The 25,770-nt window shown below is 37.8% G+C and carries 26 protein-coding genes, 1 pseudogene and 1 other annotated feature; of the genes and pseudogenes, 23 read left to right on the top strand and 4 right to left on the bottom strand.

What is annotated here, in order from left to right; translation table 11 throughout:
* The first annotated feature begins 35 nt into the window (after positions 1–35).
* From mreC to pheA, 18 genes and pseudogenes are all read left to right on the top strand, one after another.
* Positions 36–890: a rod shape-determining protein MreC gene (gene mreC, locus ACIGHG_RS11060; RefSeq protein WP_090918663.1), complete on the top strand. Its 855-nt coding sequence runs from the start codon at positions 36–38 to the stop codon at positions 888–890.
* A 12-nt stretch (positions 891–902) separates the two neighbouring features.
* A complete protein-coding gene (mreD, locus tag ACIGHG_RS11055; protein WP_090918661.1) occupies positions 903–1,445 on the top strand; it encodes a rod shape-determining protein MreD in 543 nt (180 codons plus the stop codon).
* Positions 1,446–1,480: 35 nt separating this feature from the next.
* Positions 1,481–2,167, top strand: coding sequence for a septum site-determining protein MinC (gene minC, locus ACIGHG_RS11050; protein WP_336471116.1), 687 nt, complete (start codon positions 1,481–1,483; stop codon positions 2,165–2,167).
* Between the two features lie 2 nt (positions 2,168–2,169).
* Positions 2,170–2,967 (top strand): septum site-determining protein MinD, encoded by a 798-nt coding sequence (gene minD / locus ACIGHG_RS11045; protein ID WP_336471117.1) that lies wholly within the window; start codon positions 2,170–2,172, stop codon positions 2,965–2,967.
* 192 nt (positions 2,968–3,159) lie between these two features.
* Positions 3,160–3,882 (top strand): peptidoglycan DD-metalloendopeptidase family protein, encoded by a 723-nt coding sequence (locus ACIGHG_RS11040; RefSeq protein WP_336471118.1) that lies wholly within the window; start codon positions 3,160–3,162, stop codon positions 3,880–3,882.
* Positions 3,875–4,735 (top strand): M50 family metallopeptidase, encoded by an 861-nt coding sequence (locus ACIGHG_RS11035; RefSeq protein ID WP_336471119.1) that lies wholly within the window; start codon positions 3,875–3,877, stop codon positions 4,733–4,735. The genes ACIGHG_RS11040 and ACIGHG_RS11035 overlap by 8 nt, the downstream gene beginning before the upstream one ends.
* A gap of 336 nt (positions 4,736–5,071) precedes the next feature.
* A complete protein-coding gene (locus tag ACIGHG_RS11030; protein WP_336471120.1) occupies positions 5,072–6,454 on the top strand; it encodes an Rne/Rng family ribonuclease in 1,383 nt (460 codons plus the stop codon).
* A 77-nt stretch (positions 6,455–6,531) separates the two neighbouring features.
* Positions 6,532–6,609 (top strand) — a sequence feature (ribosomal protein L21 leader region).
* 14 nt (positions 6,610–6,623) lie between these two features.
* Entirely contained in the window at positions 6,624–6,932 is a 309-nt protein-coding gene (gene rplU, locus ACIGHG_RS11025; RefSeq protein ID WP_020059958.1) for a 50S ribosomal protein L21, read from the top strand.
* 11 nt (positions 6,933–6,943) lie between these two features.
* Positions 6,944–7,288 carry a ribosomal-processing cysteine protease Prp gene (locus ACIGHG_RS11020; RefSeq protein ID WP_175483393.1) on the top strand — a complete coding sequence of 115 codons (345 nt, stop codon included), beginning with the start codon at positions 6,944–6,946 and terminating at the stop codon, positions 7,286–7,288.
* A 3-nt stretch (positions 7,289–7,291) separates the two neighbouring features.
* Positions 7,292–7,582 (top strand): 50S ribosomal protein L27, encoded by a 291-nt coding sequence (gene rpmA, locus ACIGHG_RS11015; protein ID WP_175483392.1) that lies wholly within the window; start codon positions 7,292–7,294, stop codon positions 7,580–7,582.
* Between the two features lie 65 nt (positions 7,583–7,647).
* Positions 7,648–8,196: a Spo0B C-terminal domain-containing protein gene (locus ACIGHG_RS11010; protein WP_336471122.1), complete on the top strand. Its 549-nt coding sequence runs from the start codon at positions 7,648–7,650 to the stop codon at positions 8,194–8,196.
* Positions 8,196–9,482, top strand: coding sequence for a GTPase ObgE (gene obgE / locus ACIGHG_RS11005; RefSeq protein WP_336471123.1), 1,287 nt, complete (start codon positions 8,196–8,198; stop codon positions 9,480–9,482). The genes ACIGHG_RS11010 and obgE overlap by 1 nt, the downstream gene beginning before the upstream one ends.
* Positions 9,483–9,628: 146 nt before the next feature.
* Positions 9,629–10,336 carry a winged helix-turn-helix domain-containing protein gene (locus ACIGHG_RS11000; protein ID WP_336471124.1) on the top strand — a complete coding sequence of 236 codons (708 nt, stop codon included), beginning with the start codon at positions 9,629–9,631 and terminating at the stop codon, positions 10,334–10,336.
* On the top strand, positions 10,326–11,408 hold the full coding sequence (locus ACIGHG_RS10995) for a sensor histidine kinase (protein ID WP_336471125.1): 1,083 nt from the start codon (positions 10,326–10,328) through the stop codon (positions 11,406–11,408). The genes ACIGHG_RS11000 and ACIGHG_RS10995 overlap by 11 nt, the downstream gene beginning before the upstream one ends.
* A 93-nt stretch (positions 11,409–11,501) precedes the next feature.
* Complete coding sequence (locus ACIGHG_RS10990; protein ID WP_098914034.1) at positions 11,502–12,278, top strand: ABC transporter ATP-binding protein; 777 nt, start codon at positions 11,502–11,504, stop codon at positions 12,276–12,278.
* A gap of 48 nt (positions 12,279–12,326) precedes the next feature.
* Positions 12,327–12,680 (top strand): annotated as a pseudogene (locus ACIGHG_RS10985) (ABC transporter permease); the annotation flags it as partial.
* Between the two features lie 47 nt (positions 12,681–12,727).
* Positions 12,728–14,638, top strand: a complete 1,911-nt coding sequence (locus ACIGHG_RS10980; RefSeq protein WP_336471126.1) for an ABC transporter permease — start codon at positions 12,728–12,730, stop codon at positions 14,636–14,638.
* A gap of 97 nt (positions 14,639–14,735) precedes the next feature.
* Positions 14,736–15,590 (top strand): prephenate dehydratase, encoded by an 855-nt coding sequence (gene pheA, locus ACIGHG_RS10975; protein ID WP_336471127.1) that lies wholly within the window; start codon positions 14,736–14,738, stop codon positions 15,588–15,590.
* Positions 15,591–15,916: 326 nt separating this feature from the next.
* On the opposite strand, the gene ACIGHG_RS10970 is transcribed toward pheA, so the two are convergent.
* The 4 genes from ACIGHG_RS10970 to ACIGHG_RS10955 form a co-directional block, all read right to left on the bottom strand.
* On the bottom strand, positions 15,917–16,861 hold the full coding sequence (locus tag ACIGHG_RS10970; RefSeq protein ID WP_396548417.1) for an MBL fold metallo-hydrolase: 945 nt from the start codon (positions 16,859–16,861) through the stop codon (positions 15,917–15,919).
* A gap of 193 nt (positions 16,862–17,054) precedes the next feature.
* Complete coding sequence (locus tag ACIGHG_RS10965) at positions 17,055–17,702, bottom strand: MOSC domain-containing protein (RefSeq protein ID WP_336471129.1); 648 nt, start codon at positions 17,700–17,702, stop codon at positions 17,055–17,057.
* 87 nt (positions 17,703–17,789) lie between these two features.
* Entirely contained in the window at positions 17,790–18,332 is a 543-nt protein-coding gene (locus ACIGHG_RS10960; RefSeq protein ID WP_090918633.1) for a transcription repressor NadR, read from the bottom strand.
* Positions 18,329–19,471, bottom strand: a complete 1,143-nt coding sequence (locus tag ACIGHG_RS10955) for an IscS subfamily cysteine desulfurase (protein ID WP_336471130.1) — start codon at positions 19,469–19,471, stop codon at positions 18,329–18,331. The genes ACIGHG_RS10960 and ACIGHG_RS10955 overlap by 4 nt, the downstream gene beginning before the upstream one ends.
* 124 nt (positions 19,472–19,595) lie before the next feature.
* On the opposite strand from ACIGHG_RS10955, the gene nadB reads away from it, so the two are divergent.
* From nadB to ACIGHG_RS10930, 5 genes are all read left to right on the top strand, one after another.
* Complete coding sequence (gene nadB, locus ACIGHG_RS10950; protein ID WP_336471131.1) at positions 19,596–21,122, top strand: L-aspartate oxidase; 1,527 nt, start codon at positions 19,596–19,598, stop codon at positions 21,120–21,122.
* Between the two features lie 15 nt (positions 21,123–21,137).
* Positions 21,138–21,971, top strand: a complete 834-nt coding sequence (nadC, locus tag ACIGHG_RS10945; protein ID WP_336471132.1) for a carboxylating nicotinate-nucleotide diphosphorylase — start codon at positions 21,138–21,140, stop codon at positions 21,969–21,971.
* Between the two features lie 25 nt (positions 21,972–21,996).
* Positions 21,997–23,103: a quinolinate synthase NadA gene (gene nadA / locus ACIGHG_RS10940; protein ID WP_396548414.1), complete on the top strand. Its 1,107-nt coding sequence runs from the start codon at positions 21,997–21,999 to the stop codon at positions 23,101–23,103.
* Positions 23,104–23,335: 232 nt separating this feature from the next.
* On the top strand, positions 23,336–25,480 hold the full coding sequence (gene safA / locus ACIGHG_RS25680) for a SafA/ExsA family spore coat assembly protein (RefSeq protein WP_483861798.1): 2,145 nt from the start codon (positions 23,336–23,338) through the stop codon (positions 25,478–25,480).
* Positions 25,481–25,611: 131 nt separating this feature from the next.
* A complete protein-coding gene (locus tag ACIGHG_RS10930; RefSeq protein WP_336471135.1) occupies positions 25,612–25,752 on the top strand; it encodes a hypothetical protein in 141 nt (46 codons plus the stop codon).
* Positions 25,753–25,770 lie beyond the last annotated feature (18 nt).

Genomic DNA, 25,770 nt, shown 5'->3' with positions numbered 1-25,770 from the left:
ACATAAAAAATTAGTGAATTTAAGAGGGTGTGAACGTGCCACAGTTTTTCTTAAACAAAAGATTAATTGTTTTATTAGTTAGTATTATTCTTCTCGTGGCATTGATCGGAATCTCATTGAAAGAACGGAAAAATCTAACGTGGCCAGAGCAGTTTGTAAAGGATACCGTAGGAGTTGTAGAACGTGTATTTCAAAAGCCAGCGAATTATGTTGCCGGATTCTTTGAGAACATAGAAGATGTAAAGCGCACGTATGAAGAAAATAAAGAATTAAAAGCAAAATTGGACAAGTATGCAGAGTTGTCCGTAAAGGTAAAAGAATTAGAAAAAACAAATGAAGAACTTCGTGATATTCTTGGAAAAAAAGATACACTTCGTGATTTTAACCCTGTTCACGCAACTGTCATTAATCGTAATCCAGATAAATGGAATGATATAATTGGTATTGATAAAGGTGCACAGGAAGGCATTCAAAAAGATGCGGCTGTTATTACATCAAAAGGTTTAATTGGAAAAGTAAAAAGCGTTTCACAGTTCACTTCCACAGTTGAGCTCATAAGCTCATTAAATCGAACAAATCGTATTTCAGCTGTTGTCCGAGGGGATAGCAATGTTTTTGGATTAATTGAAGGGTACGATAAAGAAAAGCAGCAGCTTGTTTTCACAAAAATTCCATCTGGTGTAAAAGTAGAGAAGGATCAAACGGTCGTAACTTCAGGCCTTGGCGGTGTGTTCCCAGATGGATTGGTTATTGGACAAATCGTTGAGGTAACAGCTGATGAGTATGGATTAACACAAACAGCTTATATCAAGCCAGCAGCAGATTTAAATGATGTCAACAATGTTATGGTTGCAAAACGAACAATGCCGACAGTGGATATAGGGAAATAGGAGGGGGAAGAGATGGAGATTATAAAAAAAGCGATTCTTCCTCTTCTACTTCTTTTCGCATTTGTATTGGAGAGTATGTTTTCTACTATTGTTCCAACGGGTCTTTTTTGGAAGCATACAATTGTAGCACCGCATTTTTTAATGATTGTTTTATGCTTTATTACAATTTACTTTAATTCTGTACAAGGTGTTTACTACGGACTACTATTTGGATTTTTATTCGATATAGTACATACCGAGCTAGTTGGTGTGTATATATTTGCTTATCCGATTTTAGCTTATCTTGTCTATCAGGCAATGCGAATTTTACAAGTGAACCTTTTTATTGTGTTCTTTATTGTATTAGCAAGCATTGCTGCGCTAGAGTATTATGTGTATGGATTTTTGACGCTAATTGGTCGTGTTCATATGTCAGCGCATATCTTTTTTACAGATCGTCTTCTTCCGACATTGTTATTGAACGGAATTTTTTTACTACTGTTTTGTTTCCCACTGAAACGATATATTTTACGTCTTTCAGATGCCATGGAAGAAAAAGAAAAAAGGATTTTCTAATTTTATGTCGAATTAAACCGGTGGGGTGAGCATTGGTGACAGAAAAAAAGCAACAAAATGTGACTATAAAAGGGACGAAGGATGGTTTAGCATTACATCTGGAGGATTCCTGTTCATTTCGCGAATTGTTACAAGAACTTGACGAAAAGCTTTCAACCCATTATTACGAGGGTGATGGACGCTCTTTAATTGAAGTACAGGTCAAAGTTGGGAATCGTTATGTAACAGAAGTGCAACAAGAAGAGTTGCGCACGCTAATTCGTAATAAAAAGAATTTAGTTGTAGATTCTATTGAGAGTGATGTTGTAACGAAAGAACAAGCGTTAGCATGGAAAGAAGAAACAGAAATTATTTCTGTTTCAAAAATTGTTCGCTCAGGTCAAATATTGCGTGTAAAAGGCGATTTATTATTGATTGGAGATGTGAATCCAGGCGGTACGGTTATCGCCGGAGGAAATATTTTTATTATGGGAACATTACGAGGAATTGCACATGCTGGATATTATGGGGATGCAGAAGCTGTTATAGCAGCTTCTGTTATGAATCCAATGCAGCTTCGGATTAGCGACGTGACAACGCGCGCTCCTGAGGAGAAAGAAGACGGGGCGGAAGGGGCAGAATGTGCCTACATTAATGAGAACAATCACATTGTTGTCGATCGCATTCAACTTCTCACTCATCTTAGACCTAATTTAACAAGGTTAGAAAGGGGAATTGTATAGCTGTGGGAGAGGCAATAGTTATTACATCTGGAAAAGGCGGAGTAGGTAAAACTACAACGTCTGCAAATATTGGTACAGCCTTGGCGTTATCTGGGAAAAAAATATGTTTGATTGATACAGATATTGGCTTGCGAAATTTAGACGTAGTAATGGGGTTGGAAAACCGTATTGTATATGATCTCGTTGATGTTGTTGAAGGGCGTTGTCGTTTACCTCAAGCTCTTATTAGAGATAAGCGCTTTGATGAACTCTATTTATTACCTGCAGCACAAACGAGTGACAAATCAGCGGTAACACCTGAACAAATGGAAGAATTAATACAGCAACTACGTCAAGATTATGATTACATATTAATTGATTGCCCAGCAGGTATTGAACAAGGTTTTAAAAACGCTGTGGCAGGTGCTGATAAAGCGATTGTTGTGACAACACCAGAAGTATCTTCAATGCGTGACGCTGATCGGATTATCGGACTATTGGAAAAAGAAGATATCGAGCCACCGAAGTTAATTATCAATCGTGTGCGCGGTCATATGCTACATGAACAAGATATGTTGGATGTAGATGAAATTGTACGTACCTTGTCAATTGAATTGCTTGGGATCGTAGAAGATGATGATGAGGTAATTCGAGCAACAAATACAGGAGAGCCTGTAGCGTTGCAACCGAATGGAAAAGCATCAATTGCCTATCGAAATATTGCAAGACGTTTGCTTGGAGAAAATGTGCCATTGCAACCGCTTGAAAATGGAAAAGAATCAGTATTTACGAAAATGAAAAAATTCTTCGGGATACGTTAAGAGCACTTCGTATATATGCGGGGTGCTTTTTTTTGTATTCCTGCTAAAAATGTAGCAGAAGGTAAGAATGCTAAGTGCTGGCATACGTGAAATTACTTTAATTAACCTTCTAGGAGAAAAGCATTCCTATGAATATCTTTCTCGGACAACTCATACATATGTACAAACTGATGGAAAGAGGAAGGGGTCAGGATGAGAAATAAGCGAGTAGAAGAAATAAAAAAACGTATTGCTAAGAGGAAAGCAGAGCAGGAAAAAAGAGAAGAAGATGAGTTGTTTTCATTTGAAGAACAAGAATATACACCGCTTTTTGCTGAAGAAGGAGAAGAAGCACATCCTCTCTTCCGCAAGGAAATATTTCTCTTTAAGTTACTACTATCCGCTATTCTTGTTCTTGTCGTAGCCATCTTATTTAAAAACACAACAAATTCTTTTGAAGGAGCACGTACAGTTGTTAAACAAACAATGAAAGAAGAGTTTCAATTTGCATTTGTTTCAAAGTGGTATGAATCACAGTTTGGAAAACCACTATCTTTTTTTCCTTCTAGTGAAAAGAAAACAACTCAGAAAGAAAAGAATTATGCTGTTCCTGCCTCAGGAAAAGTAATGCAAAGTTTTCAGGCAAACGGACAAGGTGTGTTTGTACAAACAGCTACGAATGCCGTTGTGGAATCAGTTAATGAAGGAATTGTTGTCTCGATTGATCAAAAAGAGGAGTTTGGAAATACAGTTGAAATCCAACATGCAGATGGTACGGAATCTTGGTACGGAAACTTAGGAGAAACATCAGTTAAGTTATATGATTATGTAGCGAAAAAGCAAAAAGTTGGAACAGTTGCAAATGGAAAATTTTATTTTGCATTTAAAAAGAATGAAAAATTTATTGATCCAATTCAGGTGATTTCATTTGAATAAATATAGTGAGGTTTTTTCAAAGATTACCATTCATCCATTGTTTTGGGGAATTATAGCAATTGCGGTTTTTACAGCTCGTTTTAAAGAGGTTCTCATTTTATTTTTCATTGTCTTTATTCATGAATTAGGTCATGCGATAGCAGCTGCCCATTTTAAATGGCGCATTAAGCGAATTCAGCTCTTGCCATTTGGCGGGGTAGCGGAGCTTGATGAGCATGGGAATAAGCCGTTAAAAGAAGAGGCAATCGTTATTATAGCAGGGCCTGTTCAACACGTATGGATGGTAGCCGCAGCCTACTTATTGTACACAGTAGGCTGGATGGGAGAGAACTTTTATCATTTTTTCATGTGGAACAATATGCTTATTTTGTGCTTCAATTTATTGCCGATTTGGCCTCTTGATGGGGGAAAGATTGTACTGAATATATTGTCGCATCGCTTTCCATTTTTACAAGCACATAATATTATGATGAGAATATCAATTGTTTGCCTGAGCGTTGTATTAGGATTGCAGCTTTTCTGGAATGGAAAGAATATGATGATGTGGGCGTTACTTCTTTTTTTAGCATTTTCTTTATTCCAAGAATGGAAACAGCGCCGCTATGCATTTATGCGCTTTTTATTGGAGCGTTATTATGGGAAAAAACAAGAAGTTGTAAAGGTAGCAGCTATTACAGTTGGAAAAGAAGCGAGTTTGTATCATATTTTCACACAGTTTCGAAGGGGCTATAAGCATTCGATTATTATTCAAGGAGATCATAAAAATCAATACACGCTAGATGAAAATGAATTGCTTTACGCATATTTTACAGAAAAAAGAACAACATCATCCATAGAAGAGTTAATTGGTTAGTGTTGACGGTAACACTAACCTTTTATTATTGTATAAAAAAGGATAATTACTCAGTCACTCTGTGCAAAAAGGAAGAAAAGCATTTTTTTAAATGGTCGAGAGGGACTGGCTATGTATAGGAGCGGTCAGGGCCTTTTCCTGCCACGTACAAAGTTTTAAAACAAAGAAAGGCAGCAAGGTGTAGATCCATTTTTATCTTCGTGGCAGCAACCTATATGCTGAGAAATGAAAATAACTTTCTATAGGTAATAAGGAGCGTATTTTCACTGGAATCATACCTCTTACCAAATGTATAGCTGAGTAGTTACAAAAAAGGATAAAAGAGAGGAATAGACTTTGAAAACGTTATACATAAATTACATTGGTTCGGAAAAACGAGTTGCTGTTGAAGAAGAGCAAGAGATTGTAGAACTCTTATGGCAACGAAATGAACAAAAACAAATTGTTGGAAATATATATATTGGTCGTGTCATGCGAACAATCGCGGGGATGAACGCTGCTTTTGTCAATATTGGTTTAGAGAAGCATGCCTATTTGTCCTATGAAAACGTACCATCAGCTATGCGGTTACATGAAGGACAAGCAATCCTTGTACAAGTAGTGAAAGAAGCGATTGATACGAAAGGACCAAAAATAACCGCGAATATAGAATTCACCGGGAAATATGTTGTATATATGCCCTATGACACAGTTTTTGCCGTTTCCCGGAAAATAAAGGATGCGAAAAAACGAGAACAACTTCTTGCGCTAGAAAAAACAGGAGGATTTATTTTCCGTTCTGCATGTGAGAAAGTGCAGATAGAAGAAATACAAGCGGAGATGCATCGTCTTCAGTTGCAATTTGAACTTGTGAAAAAACAAGAACAGCGAGGGAAAGCCCCACTTCTTGTTCATTCTTCTTCTAATTTTTTAGATCGAATCTTTCAAGAGATACCAGTAGAGGCGGTTTCACAGGTGATTGTAGATCAGCGCAGTATGATACAGGAATTAGGAGAGAGAATAGGTGCAGAAAAAGTTACTTTCTTTCATGAAAAGACGCCATTATTTGCCCGCTATGGAATCGATCGTGAAATTGAAAAGGCACTGCAAAAGGTAGTGTGGCTTCCAAACGGAGCATATTTACTCATTGAACAAATGGAAACGATGACTGTAATTGATGTAAACACTGGTAAATTCACCGGGAAACAAAATTTACAAGATACAGTGCTACGCACAAATGAACTAGCAGCAAAAGAAATTGCACGGCAGCTGCGACTTCGTGATATTGGTGGGATGATTTTAATCGATTTTATTAATATGAAGCGCCGCGAAGAAAAAGAAAAAATAAGAGACATCGTAAAGTTGCACTTAGAAAAAGACCACACTTATACGAGAGTGTTAGGATTTACAGAGCTTGGTATTTTAGAAATAACAAGAAAACGAAAAAAACAATCGCTTCGTGATACGCTATTAACAGATTGCATGATTTGTCGAAGCAGTGGTTATGTGTTATCGCATGAAACGGTAGCATATGAGTTAGAGAGAGAACTAATCGCTTATAATGGAACAGATGACGAGGCTGTTTTAATCGCTGCTCATCCGAATGTGCAGCAAATCTTTTTTGAAAAAGAACTGCAGCGCAATATATCTTTTCAAATTTATTTTATTGATGATGAAGCAGCATGTTACACGATTCAACGCTTTGGAACGAAGGAAGAGATACGCACGCGGAAAAAATAGTTAGTAGAAGATTCATTGACAATGGGCTATGTTTCGTGATAACATCTCTATGTTATAGTTTATAGCACCTAAACGGCTATATACTACAACCGCGCAGGACAGGTTCCTAAAAGACATTGTATGTCTACCTCGTTTTGGCGAGTCTTAGTAATTATGAGGAGGTGCAATTATGTACGCAATTATCGAAACAGGTGGAAAACAAATTAAAGTTGAAGCTGGTCAAGCAATCTACGTAGAGAAATTAGACGTAGAAGCTGGTGAAACTGTTACTTTTGACAAAGTTCTTTTCGTTGGTGGCGAAACTGTTAAAGTTGGTAGCCCAGTTGTAGAAGGTGCAACGGTTACTGCGAAAGTTGAAAAACAAGGTCGCGCTAAGAAAATCATCGTTTTCAAATACAAAGCGAAAAAGAACAATCGTAAAAAACAAGGTCACCGTCAACCATACACGAAATTAGTGATTGAAGCAATCAACGCTTAATTCGGGTTGTCATGATTAAAATTACGATTAACCGCACGAAATTAGGAAGTATCCAATCATTTAAAATGACCGGGCATGCGAACTTCGCTCCGCATGGACAAGATCTTGTCTGTGCTGCAACGACAGCGGTTGTGTTTGGTGCAATAAATGCAGTGGAATCACTTTGTAGTGTGCAAGCAACTATTGAACTTGGAAAAGATGGTGGATTCTTGATGTATGAATTGCCTAGTGATCTAGATGATTCTACAAAAGAAAAAGCATGTTTTCTGTTAGAGGGCATGGTTGTTTCGCTTAAAACGATTGAACTTGATTACGGAAAATATATCCGATTAATAGAAAAAGTGCAGGAGGTGTAACGTATGTTAAGATTAGATCTTCAGTTTTTCGCATCTAAGAAAGGTGTAGGTAGCACAAAGAACGGTCGTGACTCTATCTCAAAACGTCTTGGTGCTAAGCGTGCAGACGGTCAATTCGTAACAGGTGGATCAATCCTTTACCGTCAACGCGGTACAAAAATTTATCCAGGTGTTAACGTTGGTCGTGGTGGCGATGACACATTATACGCGAAAGTTGACGGCGTAGTACGCTTCGAGCGTCTTGGCCGTGACCGCAAACAAGTGAGCGTATATCCTGTTGCTCAAGAAGCATAAGAAACTCACGGAAAACTCTAACCTGAGTGCAGGTTAGGGTTTTTCTATATTAAAGGGGTATATGAATGAAAGAAAAATGGACAATTATAGATGCGTTGCGTCATTCAAGACATGATTGGCTTAATCGTATGCAGATGATTAAAGGAAATCTTTCGCTTGGAAGAGTGGAAGAAATTCATGGACTCATCGATCGTTTTGTCCAAGAAGCGAGACAAGAATCGAATCTGATGGGGCTTTCTATGCCCAAGTTTTCAGAATGGATTTTAACATATAATTGGAAACAGCACCCGTGCTTGTTGGAGTACGAAGTATTAGGAAAAATACATAACTTATCTCATCTAGATGAAAAAGTATCTATATGGACGGCTCAATTTTTCCAAATGCTTGAGCATAGTTTAGACATTTATGTTGAAAATTATGTTTGTATCACAGTTGAATGTGAAGGTGAGGATGCTCGTTTCTTTTTTGATTTTCGTGGCAAGCTAACCAATGTAGAAGAGATACAAGAGTGGCTTGCTCATCAACATAATAAATGGTTTTCCATTTCTTATACAGTGCGAGAGGAAGAAATCTCGGTTATATTACAACTACTAGAAAAAAGTGTGGTGAGATAATGTTTGTAGATCAGGTCAAGATATATGTAAAAGGCGGCGATGGCGGTAACGGAATGGTTGCGTATCGTCGTGAGAAATATGTTCCAAAAGGTGGCCCAGCAGGCGGTGACGGTGGTAAAGGTGCCGATGTTGTTTTCGTGGTAGACGAAGGATTACGTACATTAATGGATTTCCGCTATCAGCGTCATTTTAAAGCGGATCGCGGCCAACATGGAATGAGTAAAAACCAACATGGCCGTAAAGCGGATGATTTAATTGTAAAGGTTCCGCCGGGAACAGTTGTAAAAGATGTAGCTACTGGTCAAATTCTTGCGGATTTAGTAACGCATGAGCAATCAGCAGTTATCGCAAAAGGTGGCCGTGGTGGTCGTGGTAACTCACGTTTTGCAACGCCAACGAACCCGGCTCCAGAAATTGCTGAGAACGGGGAACCAGGTCAAGAGCGTGAAGTAGTACTAGAATTGAAAGTGTTAGCTGATGTAGGGCTTGTAGGATTCCCAAGTGTCGGTAAATCAACATTATTATCTGTTGTATCATCAGCACGTCCAAAAATTGCTGAATATCACTTCACAACAATTGTTCCAAACCTTGGAGTAGTTGAAACAGGTGATGGACGCAGCTTCGTTATGGCAGACCTTCCAGGATTGATTGAAGGAGCACACGCAGGTGTTGGACTTGGACATCAATTTTTACGTCATATTGAGCGTACACGCGTTATCATTCATGTGATTGATATGTCTGGTTTAGAAGGACGCGATCCATATGAGGATTACGTAACAATTAATAATGAATTAAAAGAATACAATCTGCGTCTAACAGAGCGTCCACAAGTTGTTGTTGCAAACAAAATGGATATGCCAGATGCAGAAGAAAATTTACAAGCGTTCAAAGAAAAAGTGGGCGATGAAGTGAAAATCTTCCCAATTTCTGCAGTAACGCGTCAAGGTGTTCGTGATTTACTATTTGAAGTAGCAAATCTTATCGAAACAACACCAGAATTCCCAATACACGAAGTTGTAGATGAATCTGAAGCAAGTGTAATGTACAAATTTGAGGGTGAAGGCTCTAAATTTGAAATTACACGTGAAAGCGATGGTACATTTGTGATTTCTGGTTATGATATTGAGAAAACATTCAAGATGACAGACTTTACTCGTGATGAGTCTGTACGTAGATTCGCTCGTCAAATGCGCGGTATGGGTATTGATGAAGCACTTCGCGCACGCGGTGCAAAAGACGGCGATATTGTGAAAATTCTTGAATATGAATTTGAATTTATCGATTAAGGACTGCCGAAATTCGGCGGTCTTTTTTTATGCCGAAATAAAAAACTCTCCTCAAATGGGAATTTACCCTTATAATGGAAAAGGGTAGGTGTAGGGCAGATAGTAATGGTGTTTACATGTACCTCTTATAAGGGAGTGGGAATGATATGTATAAAATATTAATTGTAGAAGATGATTTGAAAATTGCTGATATTTTAGAAGGGCATCTCGATAAATACGGTTATCGGTCATTTCGTGTACAAGATTTTCGTCATATAAAAGATGAATATGCAAAAGTGAACCCACATTTAGTTTTACTTGATATTAATTTACCGTATTTTGATGGGTTCTATTGGTGCCGTCAAATTCGCACTGTTTCCAATGCACCGATTATTTTTGTATCTGCACGTACAGGAGAGATGGATCAAGTAATGGCGATTGAAAATGGCGGTGATGATTACATTACGAAGCCGTTTCATTTAGATATTGTTATGGCAAAAGTAAAAAGTGCGCTGCGCCGTGTGTATGGTGAATATGCATCAGGGGCAGAAAGCGATTATTTTGGCGTGAATGGGTTACTTTTATATCCAGCGCAGCACATGGCAGAGTGGCAAGGAAAGCAAATAGAACTTACAAAAAATGAGTACTATTTATTAGAATGCTTAATGAAGCAAGCGGATCAATATGTAACGAGAGAAGAGTTACTAGAAGCATTATGGGATGAGATTGCTTTTGTTGATGATAATACATTAACTGTAAATGTAAAGCGTGTCCGTAAAAAGTTAGAAGAGATAGGGATTACTGATGCAATTGTTACGAAGCGGAGCTATGGATATGCGCTTTTGACGAATTGGGTGAACGAACATGAATCTTAAAAAATATGTGATGGATCGCACTGCATTACTTGTTTCCTACATGATGAGTATCGTTTTATTTGGTCTTGTCTTGCAGTTGCAAGCTTTTTTACAGAAGCAATCTATAAATTGGAGTACATGGCTATATGGATTTTTATTATCAATCGTTGTTTTTGTTTTCTTTCTGATGCATGATTACCGGAAAAGACAAGCCTTTTTACAAAAGGTGGAACATTACATTGCAGAGGGACATGAGTTGCATCATTCTTTATCTGTCAGTTCGTCCTATTCATACGAACAAGAAGCAATTGTGGAAGCTTTTTCGCTCTTAAGGCAACAGTATATGAATGAAATGCATGAACAACAGGCAAAAGGGGAACAGCAAACAATCTTTATGAATCAGTGGATTCACCAAATGAAAACACCGGTATCTGTCATTGAATTATTGCTGCAAAAACTTGGACAAACGCACCGCGAGGCAAGAGATACGATTGAAAGTATCCGTGAAGAAAATAATCGTATTTTACATGGGTTAGATTTAGCGCTTCATATGGCACGCCTCGAACAGTTTGGAAAAGATTATAAAATAGAAGAAGTTAATGTGGTGGATATTGTTCGTGATAGTATTAATCAGCATAAAAAAACATTTATTCAGTATGCTGTATATCCAAAGGTTCTGTTTGAGAAAGAACAGTATGTGGTAGCTTCGGATCAAAAATGGCTCAGCATTGCAATAAATCAAATTGTGATAAATGCCCTGAAATATACGAGAATTACAGAGAAAGAGAAAAAAGAAATTACATTTCAAATCAAAGAAACAGAAAGTGTTATTGCATTACATATTCGTGACAACGGAATAGGCATTCCAAAGCAAGATATAAAGCGAATTTTTGAACCGTTTTTTACAGGAGTGAATGGACGGAAAACGAGAGAAGCAACAGGGATGGGGTTATATATTACAAAGCAAATTTGTGATCATCTTAGCCATGGAATTTCTGTACAATCAATAGAGAGGGAAGGAACAACATTTACGTTCCAATTCTTAAAAGATAAAGGATATTATCAAATGATGAGGAAAATGACAAAATTGTAAGATAAAAAACCGTTTTGTAAGAGAAATCACTCGTTACTTTCCCTCGTTTTTTCTATAGTAAAAGTAAGAAGAAAACATATAGGGGGATTCGAAATGAGTGTTCTTGAAGTAAAAGGTTTGACAAAGGTGTATCAATCAAAAGGTTCGGTAACGACGACAGCGCTGAATAATATTAACTTTAAAATTGAAGAAGGTGAATTTGTCGGCATTATGGGGCCATCAGGAAGTGGGAAAACAACGCTTCTAAATTTATTAGCAACCATTGATAAGCCCACATCAGGTCACGTTTATATGAACGGTGAAGAGATTAGTCAAATGCGTGCTGCTAAACTTGCGGCGTTTCGCCGTACACATTTAGGATTTATTTTCCAAGATTTTAATTTGCTTGATACGTTATCAATTAAGGAAAATATCATTTTGCCGCTTGTAATGGCAAATCGTCCTGTGAAAGAAATTGATGCAAAAGTATTAGAAATTGCAAAGTTTCTAAACATAGAGGGAATTTTACATAAAAAAGTGTATGAAGTATCAGGTGGTCAGCAGCAACGTGCGGCAGCAGCACGGGCGATTATTCATCAGCCGACTTTAATTTTAGCTGATGAACCGACAGGAAACTTAGACTCCAAATCAGCAAAATCATTGATGGGTGCTCTGCAGGAACTTCATGAAGAGAAGAAAGTGACGATTGCGATGGTAACGCATGATCCTGTTGCGGCGAGCTATTGTGAACGCATTTTATTTATTCGTGACGGTGAAATTTTCTCAGAGATTCATAAAGGAGAAACAAAGCAAGCCTTCTTCCAAGAAATATTAGACGTACTGGCGATGCTAGGGGGAGAGTACCATGAACTTTCGCCAGCTCGCGTTTAATAATATCAAAGGGAATTGGCGTAATTATAAAGCGTTTTTAATTAGTAGTTGTTTATCGGATTCTTTGTAACAATACTCTTTTTCTTCTTCGCTTGCAGCATGACATACTTTAAGTGGTTTAATGATAAAGAACAAGACCGTATTCAATTTCATTCTTTAAAACGAATCGGTATGACCGATGAAGAAATTCGTAAAATTGCAGTTCGGCAAATGGGAGCGATTTTCTTCATTCCTATCTTGATAGGTGTTTTGCATAGTGGATTTGCATTATATACACTAGGAAACATGTTGTATTTAGACTTATGGAAGTCAGGAGCAGTTATTATTACAGCATACGTATTAGCATCCGCATTATATTTTTCCATTGCACAAAGAGGATATTTAAAGCACGTAAAAAGCTAGGACTTCCTAGCTTTTTACGTATGTAACGGGTTTTAGGGGGGAGAAAGGTGAAGTTTTACGGGCTTACTTTTCAAAATGTTAGAGGGAATTGGCACAACTACAAAATATTTTTCTTAAGTAGCTGTTTCTCAGTTTTTGCTTTTTTTATGTATACATCTATTATTTTACATCCTCAGTTGAAAGTGAGTGAGCTGTATAAAGGTTTACAATGGGGCCTGATTGTATGTGATGTAATTGTAATTGCATTTTCGATTTTATTTATTCTGTATTCTAGTTCGATCTTTATACAGTCTCGAAAAAAAGAATTTGGGTTATTTATATTAATGGGAGCTACGAAAGTAAATCTCGTCTGGATGATGATTATGGAACAAATGGCAGTCGGATTCCTTGCGAGCTTTTTCGGAATTGGGATTGGAATGTTATTTTTAAAGCTATTTTTTATGATTTTTAGTTTATTGCTTAATATGTCGACTGAATTGTCGTTTGTGCTCAGCTCAAAAGCTATTGTGATAACGTTTATGACATATGGTGCTATATTTCTTCTTTTAGCCATTTTTAGTGCGCTACGCATATGGAAAATAGAAGTTATTCATCTATTAAAAGAAATGCAAGAAGGAAAAAAAGAAACAAGAAGTAGGAAGTGGCTTTGTTGGTTCGGCTTTATCTGTATAGGTATCAGTTATGGTTTAACAACAAAAGTGACGATGATGAACATTGCACTTTATTTTATACCTGTTACGATTTTAACAACAGTTGGTACGTATTTTGTCTGTACACATGGCCTGATTCAAGTATTACAAGGAATTAAAAATAGAAAGAGTGTCATGTATCGTTATCCGCATTTATTCGTTGTCAATCAGTTGTTACATACAGTAAAAGATAATCGGCGCTTTTTCTTTATTTTATCCATGTTAACAACGATTGTAGTAACGGCGACAGGCTCTGTTTATTTGTATTTTTCAAGTATGAAAGAACTATTTCGTTATGAACAGCCTCATGCTTTTTCCTATGTTGAAAAAGGAATCGGTTCTAGGGAAGTAATGGAAAAAGAAATGGTTGAAAAGCTATTGCGTAAGCACGGTATCAATGATTTTCGTTACGTAACATTTGTCGGAATCCCAGCAGCATTTCAATTGGATTCTGGTAAAGAGTCTTATGCAACTGTAATTGGAGAAGATGAATATAATAGAGAAGCAAAAAGGCAGTCGAAGGAGCAGATTCATCCGAAAGAGGGAACAGTGACATTTATTTATTATAGTAATTTTGATCTTCCTCCTAAGCATCCTAAGAAATATATAGATTTTAAAGTACTAGGGGAACCATATCGCTTTACATATAACGGAGCATATGAAGGAAATGCCTTTAATAGTGATACAAGTCAGCGGAGTGGAAGATTCCTCGTTATGAACAATCAAGATTTTCAAAAGGTTTCTCGTCAAGTTCCGAATCACGAAAAATATGTATACAACGGATATGAAGTAAGAGGTTGGGACAATGCGGAAAGGTTAGGCGAAGAATTACAATCTCTTATTTTAAAAGGGAAAGAGGAAATAACTCGTAATAATGTGTACACATATAAGATGATGAAAGACGGAGGGAATCTAATATTATTTGTCGGTTCGTTCATCAGTGTTCTCTTTTTTCTAGCGTCCTGTAGCACAGTTTATTTTAAATGGTTTCATAATATTGAATATGACCGCCTGCAATATCAAGCTCTTTTGAAATTCGGAATGACAAAGCAAGAAATAGATAAGATTTCACGTTGGCAATTAGGGATTCTATTCTTTTTCCCAGTTCTATTAGGAAGCGTACATAGTGCAGTTGCTTTACATACGTGCCAAAAGGCCTTTTCTATGAAATCATCTGGGGGCGTTTTAGAGGTCATTGCTATTTATCTTATCGCATGTGCACTCTATTTCTTCTTTGCGCAAAAAGAATATATGAAACAGATCGGCTAGCTCTTGCTAGTCTTTTTTGTTGTAATTTTCGAAAAACAAGTAGAAGAATAGAAGTGTTTATGATATAACAGTAAGAAAACGAAAAAGAGGGGATGAGATGACGATTCGAGTTGGCTATTTAGGACCAGAAGCAACATTTACAAATATGGCGGTGAGTCGCTTCTTTCCTGAGGCTGAACATGTACCATATCGAACCATTCCAGATTGTATAGATGCAGCAGCAAATGATGTTGTCGATTTTGCAGTTGTACCGCTTGAAAATGCAATTGAAGGCTCTGTCAATATTACGATTGATTATCTTGTACATGAGCAAACGCTGCCGATTGTTGGCGAAATTACAGTGCCTGTTCAGCAACATTTGCTCGTTCATCCGCAGTACGTACAATGTTGGCAAGATGTATATGCGGTGCATTCTCATCCACATGCGATTGCGCAGTGTCATAAGTTTTTAAATCAAGAATTAAAAGGTGTAACGGTGCGCGATATGACATCAACGAGTGCTGCTGCGCAGTTTGTGATGGAACATCCAGAAGAAAAAATTGCGGCAATTGCTAATGAGGCTGCGGCAGAAAAGTATGGATTATCCATTGTTCAGCGTGATATTCATACGCATAAAAATAATCATACACGTTTTCTCGTATTGCATAAGCATGAACAAGTGAAATTACCAAGAAATGGAGAGCGTCGTGGAAAGAAAACAACGCTTATGATAACGTTACCTTCAGACTATGCAGGAGCATTATATCAAGTGTTATCAGCATTTGCATGGAGGAAATTAAATCTTTCCAAAATTGAGTCTCGTCCAATGAAAACAGGTCTTGGCAATTATTTTTTCTTAATTGATGTCGAAAACGAGTATGATGATGTTCTGCTTCCAGGAGTGAGAATGGAATTAGAAGCACTTGGTTTTTCGGTTACATTACTTGGGAGTTATTCTTCTTATTGGGTGTGAAAAAAGAATCTCATTTCGTATTTTATCCCGCATTAACGGGCAGTAAGACCCCCACATCAAGATTCAGAGAGAAACGAGGAAGATAGGTGGGGGATAACTGCCCGTAAAAGCCCGATTGGTTCAACTAACCATCAGTGGGAGATGAAAAAACTCTCCACTGATGGAAGTTTCACTTTATCAAGATTTAAATGTTAAAAACAAAACAGGCTAACATATTATATACGATTAATATGTTAGCGCGTCATATGTTTCATTTATTTCAGTACAATAAAAGAGTTACTTTAGAAACAATATTTCCCCTATATTTTGTTTCTAACAATCTACTACTATTTTTCTTTATGTTCATTGTATACAATAGTAAGGTTTCGTTTGTATCCATCGACACCTGTCCAGTTGGCATATTCTTTAGGAATATTAGTTGATAAGATTTGTTCTAAGGATTCTCCCTTTTCTAAAGAAGATGCTACTCTCATGTTAAGGTGCTGCAAATATTGTGATATAACTCCAATTTGATCTTTTGTCACTATATTACCGTGACCAGGAATGATTGTTTGTATATCCATCGCATCAACTTTAGATAAGTTGTCAATAAATTGCTGGGAATTAAAAATAGGAGGATGTAGATTCTCTAAGACTAGATCGCCCATAAATACAATTTTCTCCTCTGGTAAATATAGAAATGCATCACTTGGAGTATGACCACCTCCGTAGCAATATAATTCAATTGTTCGGCAAGTTCCATGAATTACAAGTTTATCATTAAAGGTCAAACTTGGAAGTACAATTCGTAATTCAGGTAATGATGCGTGTACTTTTGACATTTCTTTAAATTGACTATCAAGGCTTTCTAATAAGACTGGATCACTTTCAGTCATTATTCTTTGTTCTAGTTGATTCAAGTATAGTTGCATTTCTACTTGCTCTTTATTTAAATCTATAATAACGTTTTGCTCTGCATGTAAATCTCTTGTAAGTGAAGTTGAAATGATTGTTACGTCTTCAAAAATTTGATTACCAAAAGTGTGATCTCCGTGGTAATGGCTATTAAAAACATATTTAATTTTTTTTTGAGTAATATCTTCTGTTACTTTTCGCAAATCTCTAGCAGCGTTAGGAGTTACAAATGTATCAAATATAAGAACCTCGTCCCCTAAATCAATGAAACCAGAATTACTCATTGCCCCTTCACCTTTTTTGGCGATTGCAGCATACACACCTTCAGAAAGTTTTGCTATTGAAAAATAAGATGATGTTGTGTTAATAATTTGCATAGGTGATCACCTCCAAATAATTTGAACGTTTCTCTATTTCATAAATATTATTTTCAACTTACTAGAGTGACTAGTGCTAAATATAGTCTTGTCATGTTTTAACAGATACAATAGCGTTTCTATTTCATACAAACAAGCAGTTAGACTTCGATTGATCAGTGGGAGATGAAAAAACACTGATGGAAGTTTCACTTTATGTTAATTTCCCAAGCCGTGCGGTTAATGATTTTCGCCACTCTTCTGCTAGTTCAGGAACGGCGACAATTTTTTCCATACTCTCTACATCTTTTTGCCCTCGGAAATAGATTTCGTTCGCAAATAGAATGGAAACTTGATGTGGATGACGTTCGAGTAATGTAATTGGTGAATCTTTACGAACCGTTCCTTCTTGCAAAACGCGACATAAATATCCTGTATAGCCAGTTTCAACAATGCGAGGTAAAATGCTAGGAATGCCGAGTCGTTTCGAAATTGTACTGCATGGAACTCTTCCTTGCGTCACTTGAACAATTGCATCTCCGAGCTGATAAATGTCGCCAATACAAACATCTTGCTCTAACATATTTGTAACTGTTACATTCTCTCCAAATGCAGATGAAGGAAGTGATGTATGAAACTCGTTTTCCCACAAATCATAATGTTCATAGGGATAAACACAAACGGCACGATCAGGCCCACCGTGAAAGCGTAAGTCCGCAACACCGTCTCCTTGAAATCCATCTTTTGATAAAAAAGCATCCTTAACAAGCTGTTTACATATACCGCTTGTCATTTCTTTATTTTCTGCATATTGAATCGTTTTTGGTTTCCCGATGCTAAAATGAATGAGTTCGATTACCATATATTTTCTCCTTTCCCATTATTTTTTCTATTGTAGCATGATGAAAATAAAAAACGCACAGAGAAAGTAAAATTCTCTGTACGTTTTTTAATGAACAAGAAATCCTGCCCGGTCTAATGCCTCGCAAGCAGCATTTAACTTTTCAAGCGAATCTGCTTCAATTGTATGCAAATGAATTCCATTTGTAAGCTGTGATAAGTAAGTTGCGTTTGTTTTTTCAATCTTGTTTAAATACTGCTCGACTTCAAAGCGATTACTTACCATAATGGAAGCTGTTAAATCTCCATATACCGGATGCTCCACTTTTACATCTTTAATTGTAACGCCATGGTCCACAAGTAGCGTGAGTTCTTTACGAACTTCATTGGGCTGATGCTGACAAACGATGATACGTTCAAATGTATGTTGTTTTTCTGTCGGTTTTAAATATAAATATCCTTGCGCCGTTGCAATAATGGGTTCGTTTCGTGCTTTTAATAAAGAAATATCTTGTACGATAACTTGACGGCTTACATTTGTTTTCTTTGCTAATTCACTACCGGACAATGGTTTATTTGCAGCGAGGAGCCACTCTAAAATGAGCTGTCTTCTTTCCTCGCCTAAAATCTTTTTTTGTTCATTTTGATTCATGTTCTATTAACCCCTCTATTGAATTGATTTCTAACTGTTGCAATTGCATGAATCGCTGCATCGATATGTTCTGTTGTTGTTTGCTGTCCAAGTGAAAAACGAACATATTGCTTCGCCTCGTCATGTTCTTTTCCAATCGCAAGCATCGTTTTAGAAGGCTCTTGTTTCCCAATTTGACAAGCACTTCCTGTTGAAATAGCAATACCACGACGATTGCACTCTAGCATCGTATACTGACCTTCTATTCCTTTTATTGTAACCCCAATGATATGCGGTAAACAAGAAATAGAATGACCTTCAATTTGTATTTCGGGTGAAAGAGCTTGTAATTGCTTGATAAAGTATGTTCGTAATTCTTGTAAACGTCCCATTTCCTCTTGGCGGTTCTGTAGTATATGCTGCGCTGCTGTAATAAATGAAGCGACGCCAGGGACATTCACGGTGCCGGGGCGAAACCCTCTTTCATGAGAGGTTCCTGGAAACACTTCTCCCCAACGAACTTGCGGGTTTATATAGCATGCGCCGACTCCTTTTGGTCCATAAATTTTATGCGCTGAAACAGAGAGGCTATCAATATTCATTTTTTCTACATCAATCGGCATTTTTCCAAATGATTGTACGCAATCTGTATGAAATAAGACGTTATACTTTTGGAGAATGGCTCCAATTTCAGCAATTGGTTGCAGTGTGCCAATTTCAGAGTTTCCATGTTGAATGCTTGCAAGTACAGTTTGTTTTGTAATGGAACGCTCAAGTATTTCGAGTTGAATCATGCCAAATCGATCCACAGGTATTTCAGTAATTTCATAGCCCTGCTTTTGAAGAAGGCGAAAATAATTTCGGATCGATGCATGTTCAATAGGTGTTGTAATGATATGCGTACCGTTTCGAGTATTTAGTAATGATTGAATCGCAAGATAGTTTGATTCAGATCCGCCGCTCGTAAAAAAAACGCCTTGTTCTTTTCCTCCGATCATCGCAGCAAATGTTTGGCGGCAAGATTGTAACAAAGAGGAGGCAGTCCCACCAATATCGTGTAAGCTTTGCTCGTTTCCAAAATAACGTTCAGCGGCTTTTGTGTATGTTTCTAGCGCTTCTTTACTCATAGGTGTTGTTGCAGCATAATCCATATATATCATAGAACATAGCCCTTTCTGTATAAGATTTTCTTGTCGTTTTCTAAAAAGTTCTTGTTATTATTTTAAATATATGTAAATATAGGTGTCAAGACAGTTGAAAAGTGTAAAGTAGGGGGCAATGAAAATGCCAAATGCAGATGTCTTAATTATCGGAAGCGGGGTTGCAGCGCTGCGCGTTGCACAAACCATTTGCCACGAAAAGAATGTGATGATTATCACAAAGAAAACAGGGCGAAATAACAATACAAATTTAGCACAAGGTGGGATTGCAGCTGCAGTTGCTTCATTTGATCATCCAGACGATCATTATGAAGATACGCTTACAGCAGGCTGCCATTATAACAATACGGAAGCTGTTCGTTATTTAGTAGAGCAAGGGCCGAAAGAAATGAAAATATTATTAGATAACGGTATGAGTTTTGACGGCGATGAACGAGGGCTACACTTTGGAAAAGAAGGGGCGCATCGAAAGCGACGTATTTTACATGCAGGCGGGGATGCAACCGGAAAAAATTTATTAGCGCATCTTGCAGAGCAAGTACTTCCATACGTGACAATTGTTGAACAAGAAATGGTCTTGGATTTTATAATAGAAAATCAGACTTGCCACGGTGTTGTAGCGCGTGATAGTGAAGGGAATATACAAAAGTATGACGCGCAGAGTGTTGTACTAGCAACAGGCGGTATTGGAGAATTATATGCGTTTACCTCCAATGATTGTACTGTTACAGGTGATGGCTTAGCGATGGTATATCGAGCCGGGGGAGAGCTTGTTGATTTAGAATTTGTACAGTTTCATCCAACGATGTTATACGTAAATGGTGCTTGCTGCGGCCTTGTATCAGAAGCGGTGCGCGGAGAAGGAGCTATTCTTCGAAATGGAAAAGGAGAGCGCTTTATGACGAATGTTCATGAACAACAAGACCTCGCGCCGCGTGATGTGGTCGCGCGTGCTATTCATGAACAAATGCTAGCTGGTGAAAAAGTGCACTTAGATATATCATCTATTACAAATTTTGAAGAACGTTTTCCAACCGTCTCTTTTTTATGTGAAAAAAGTGGCGTTAACGTGAAAAGTAAGTGCATTCCAGTAGTGCCAGGTGCGCATTTTCATATGGGCGGCGTAAAAACAAATTGTAACGGGGAAACATCGATCAATCGTCTATATGCAGTTGGCGAAGTGGCATGTAATGGTGTACATGGTGCCAATCGCCTTGCGAGTAATTCATTATTAGAAGGTCTTGTATTTGGAAAACGTGTCGGGGAACACATTTTAGCGAATAGTAGGCCACGAATAGTGAGCACCAATGAAATAATGAAAGGTGATTTACAACAAATAAAATTACCAAAAAAAGAAGAACTACAAGAGATGATGATGAAATACGTTGGAATTGTCCGCACAGAAGAAGGCTTATTGTATGCGAAGCAATGGTTAGAGCAGTATGGAACCTATAATAAAATGCTCCTATATAAAAATTTTACAAATGAGGATATAACAATTATCAATATGTTAACGGTTTGTCAGCTACTAACAAAAGCTGCACTGCAAAGAAAAGAGAGTATTGGCGGTCATTATCGCAGTGACTTTCCAAATCGTAGTAATAAGACACACGAAATTGTAATGAGAAGAAATATGTTGCGATTCGCGTAAGAAAAGAGGGGTACTATGAATGCGTTAAAAGTAAAAGAGGCATTAAAACAATTTTTTCTAGAAGATATCGGGGAGCGAGACGTAACATCGCAGCTTATTTTTCCAAACGACCAGCAAGCAAAGGGAACGTTACTTGTTAAAGATACAGGTGTGTTTGCAGGAGCTGATGTGATTAAGGAAGGTTTTGCATTATTAGATAATCGAATTGAAGTTATACTTCATAAAAAAGACGGGGACATGGTAACAAACGGAGACATCCTTGCTACTATACAAGGGCCGATTGCTTCTTTATTAACAGCAGAGCGTGTTGTGTTAAATGTTATTCAGCGTATGAGCGGCGTAGCGACGATGACAAGAAAAGCAGTTACTGCAATCGGAAGCGATCATACACGCATTTGTGATACGAGAAAAACGATGCCAGGACTTCGTATGTTTGATAAATATGCCGTTGTATGTGGCGGCGGTTATAATCATCGTTTCGGATTATACGATGGTGTCATGATTAAAGATAATCATATTGTATTTGCTGGATCGATTACAAAAGCGGTAACAGTGGTGAAAGAACAGCTTGGACATATGGTGAAAGTAGAAGTAGAAACAGAGACGGAAGAACAAGTATTAGAAGCAATTTCTGCCGGAGCAGACATTATTATGTTTGATAATCGTACACCAGAAGAAGTGCGTGAATATTGTAAGCTCGTTCCAAGCGCAATTGTTACAGAAGCTTCAGGCGGGATTACGATGGAAAATATAGCGAAGTATGGCCAAACAGGTGTGGATTACATTTCGTTAGGATTGGTAACGCATTCTGTTAAAGCGTTAGATATTAGTTTCAATATTGAAGTGTGATTGAGAGAAGAGGGGGACTTCACTGATGGATATTTTAGAGACAGTGCAACCGATTGAAACGATGTTACCAGATCGTTATGAAACAATGTCAATTGAAGAGATGGAAGCGCGTGTTCGTGAAATTAAAGAAAAGTTAGGGGGGAAGCTTTTCATTCCAGGGCATCATTATCAAAAAGATGAGGTTGTCCAATTTTCAGATTCCACGGGAGATTCCTTGCAGCTTGCACAAGTAGCGGCGCGTAATAAAGAGGCAAAGTATATTGTATTTTGTGGTGTTCACTTTATGGCAGAAACAGCTGATATGCTAACAACAGATGAACAAATTGTTATTCTTCCTGATATGCGAGCTGGTTGTTCTATGGCGGATATGGCTGATATTGAACAAACGGAGCGAGCTTGGAAAGAATTGCAGCAATTATTTGGAGATACAATGCTTCCGTTAACCTATGTAAATTCAACAGCTGCGATTAAAGCATTTTGCGGCCGAAATGGCGGTGCGACAGTTACATCTTCTAATGCGAAAAAGATGGTAAAATGGGCGTTTACACAAAAAGAGCGGATTTTATTCTTACCAGATCAGCATTTAGGACGTAATACAGCATATGACCTAGGTGTACCGCTAGAAAAAATGGCAGTTTGGGACCCACACACAGATTCATTGGAATATGACGGGAATATGGAAGATGTTCAAGTTATTTTATGGAAAGGACATTGTTCTGTCCATCAAAATTTTACTGTGAAAAATATTGAAAGTGTAAGGAGAAATCATCCGGATATGAATATTATTGTTCATCCGGAGTGTTGCTATGAAGTTGTTACAGCTTCTGATTATGCAGGCTCAACAAAATATATTATTGATATGATTGAAAAAGCTCCGTCTGGAAGTAAGTGGGCAATCGGTACAGAAATGAATTTAGTTAATCGTATTATTCAGCAGCACCCAGATAAAGAAATTATTTCGTTAAATCCATTTATGTGCCCATGCTTAACGATGAATCGTATTGACTTACCACATTTACTATGGGTACTGGAAGCAACCTTGCGCGGCGAGCATGTAAATGTAATTGAAGTAGATAAAAAAGTAACGGAAGAAGCGGTACTTGCATTAAACAGAATGTTAGAGCGAGTATAAAAGCGGCGGATTTCCGTTGCTTTTTCTTTTGTACATAATTTTACTTTTATGAGCATACATTGTGGTGAAGCAATCATTGTGTTTATATTCGTTTTTATCCCGCTATTTGTGGACAGTAAGACCGTACCTCAAGATTTAGAGAAAAGCGAATAAGATAAGCGGGGGATGAAGAAAATCTCCACTGATGGAAGTTTCACTTTATTATAGATAAGTTATACAGGAGGGGGAAAATTTGAAAATTCATATCGTGCAAAAAGGGGATACCCTTTGGAAAATTGCGAAAAAGTACGGGGTAGATTTTGAAACATTAAAAAAAGCGAATGCACAGCTCAGTAATCCAGACTTAATTATGCCTGGCATGAAAATTAAAGTACCATCCAATAGCATTCCAATTAAAAAAAATCCAGGTGCTGGTTCGGTCCCTCCAAAAGAATATGTAAAAGAAGTACAGCAAAAAGAATTCCCTGTAGCACCGAAAACTCTTGGTATAGAAGAAGAGGAAGAAATGGCTCCACAAGCTGGACCAATTACAGAAAAGCCAGCAGCACAAATGGGACAGAAGGAAATGCAGATAAAACCCCAAAAAGAAGTGCAAAAAGAACAGCCTATACAAAAAGAAGTGCAAAAAGAACAGCCTATACAAAAAGAAGTGCAAAAGGAGCAACCGATACAAAAAGAGAAGCCGGTGGAAAAACAACCTATTATTGAAAAGCAACCGACTGTTAGTAAAGTAGAAAAACAAAAGGAGAGCACAAAATTTTCCGTAAACATTTTACCACAACCACCGCAACCGCCAGTCAAATCAGCGAAAGAATATAAAATTGCAGATATTATAAAAAAAGGGAACGATTTAATTGCTCCGCAAGTAAATAAAATGAAAGGAAGCAATGTCGTTGCACCAGAAGTAAAGAAAGAAAATGTAAGCAATATTATTGCACCGGAAGTGAAGAAAGAAAATGTAAGCAACATTGTTGCACCGGAAGTGAAGAAAGAAAATGTAAGCAACATTGTTGCACCGGAAGTGAAGAAAGAAAATGTAAGCAATATTGTTGCACCGGAAGTGAAGAAAGAGAATGTAAGTGATGTTGTTATGCCAAATGTTACAAAAGAAATTCCGCAAGTACTCCCGCCTAATGTTACGATGCCAATCATGGAAGAGAATCAAATGCCAAACGTGATGCCAATGATGGAAAACAGCCAAATGCCAAACGTGATGCCAATGATGGAAAGTAGTGAAATACCAAACATGATGCCAATGATGGAAAACAGCCAAATGCCAAACGTGATGCCAATGATGGAAAGCAGTGAAATACCAAACATAATGCCGATGATGGAAAACAGCCAAATGCCAAACGTGATGCCGATGATGGAAAGCAGCCCAATGCCAAATATGATGCCAATGATGGAAAGCAATCCAATGCCAAACATGATGCCGATGATGGGAAGCAACCCAATGCCAAATATGATGCCAATGATGGAAAGCAGTGAAATACCAAACATGATGCCGATGATGGGAAGTAACCCAATGCCAAATATGATGCCAATGATGGAAAGCAATCCAATGCCAAATATGATGCCGATGATGGAAAGCAATCCAATGCCAAACATGATGCCGATGATGGAAAATAATCCAATGCCAAACATGATGCCGATGATGGAAAATAATCCAATGCCAAATATGATGCCGATGATGGAAAGCAATCCAATGCCAAACATGATGCCGATGATGGAAAGCAATCCAATGCCAAACATGATGCCGATGATGGAAAGCAATCCAATGCCAAATATGATGCCGATGATGGAAAACAATCAAATGTCACCTTTTGCACCAAGTCCGTATTCGCATCAACCATCATATCCGCAACCGGTGCCATATCAACAAAGTCCATACTACGGTACACCACCGATGCAAGGAATGCCACCGATGCAAGGAATGCCACCGATGCAAGGAATGCCGCCGATGCAAGGAATGCCGCCGATGCAAGGAATGCCGCCGATGCAAGGAATGCCGCCGATGCAAGGAATGCCGCCGATGCAAGGAATGCCGCCAATGCAAGGAATGCCGCCGATGCAAGGAATGCCGCCAATACAAAGAATGCCACAATATGATATGCAATACACTGCTATGTCAAATCCAGATGTCGCATCTGTAACAATGGATAATAATACATCGTCTATTGCGCCGGTACAAGAGGATTGCGGTTGTGATGACGAACCGCAATTGTATAGTCCACAGCCAGGTATGCCCTATTTTTCACGTGAATTTCATCAACAAAATCCATATATTCCGCATGCGCTGCAGCCAGGTACAATGTATTATCAACAAAATTCTCCTTCTGTATTTGGAGCACCTTATCCAGAAGAAGAGGAAGCTTAAAAAGAGTGTTAGGAAGCCGTTCTTTCATGAAGAACGGTTTTTTGTGAGAATTTGTTTGGAAATTCAGCAAAGATTATATAATATAGTCCCATAAGAGTAAATGAACCCTGCTGAGAAAGAAAATAGCAGAAATGGAACAAAAAATTGAAAAACTTGTTGAGAAGCTACAAACGAAGGTAAAAGTAGCAAATGTAAAAGGCCTTATTACTGAGCACCTTCATGCCAGCTCGGAGTATAAGCGTTATTTAGCAGCGGTATCTCCGGAATTTTAAGTAAAATACTTACAGTGT

The sequence above is a fragment of the Bacillus sp. NPDC077411 genome (assembly GCF_044543425.1).
In the GTDB taxonomy this organism is placed as follows: Bacteria; Bacillota; Bacilli; order Bacillales; family Bacillaceae_G; genus Bacillus_A; species Bacillus_A bruguierae.
The sequence above is the reverse complement of the archived record's forward strand: the minus strand, read 5'-3'. Positions and strand labels throughout refer to the sequence as shown.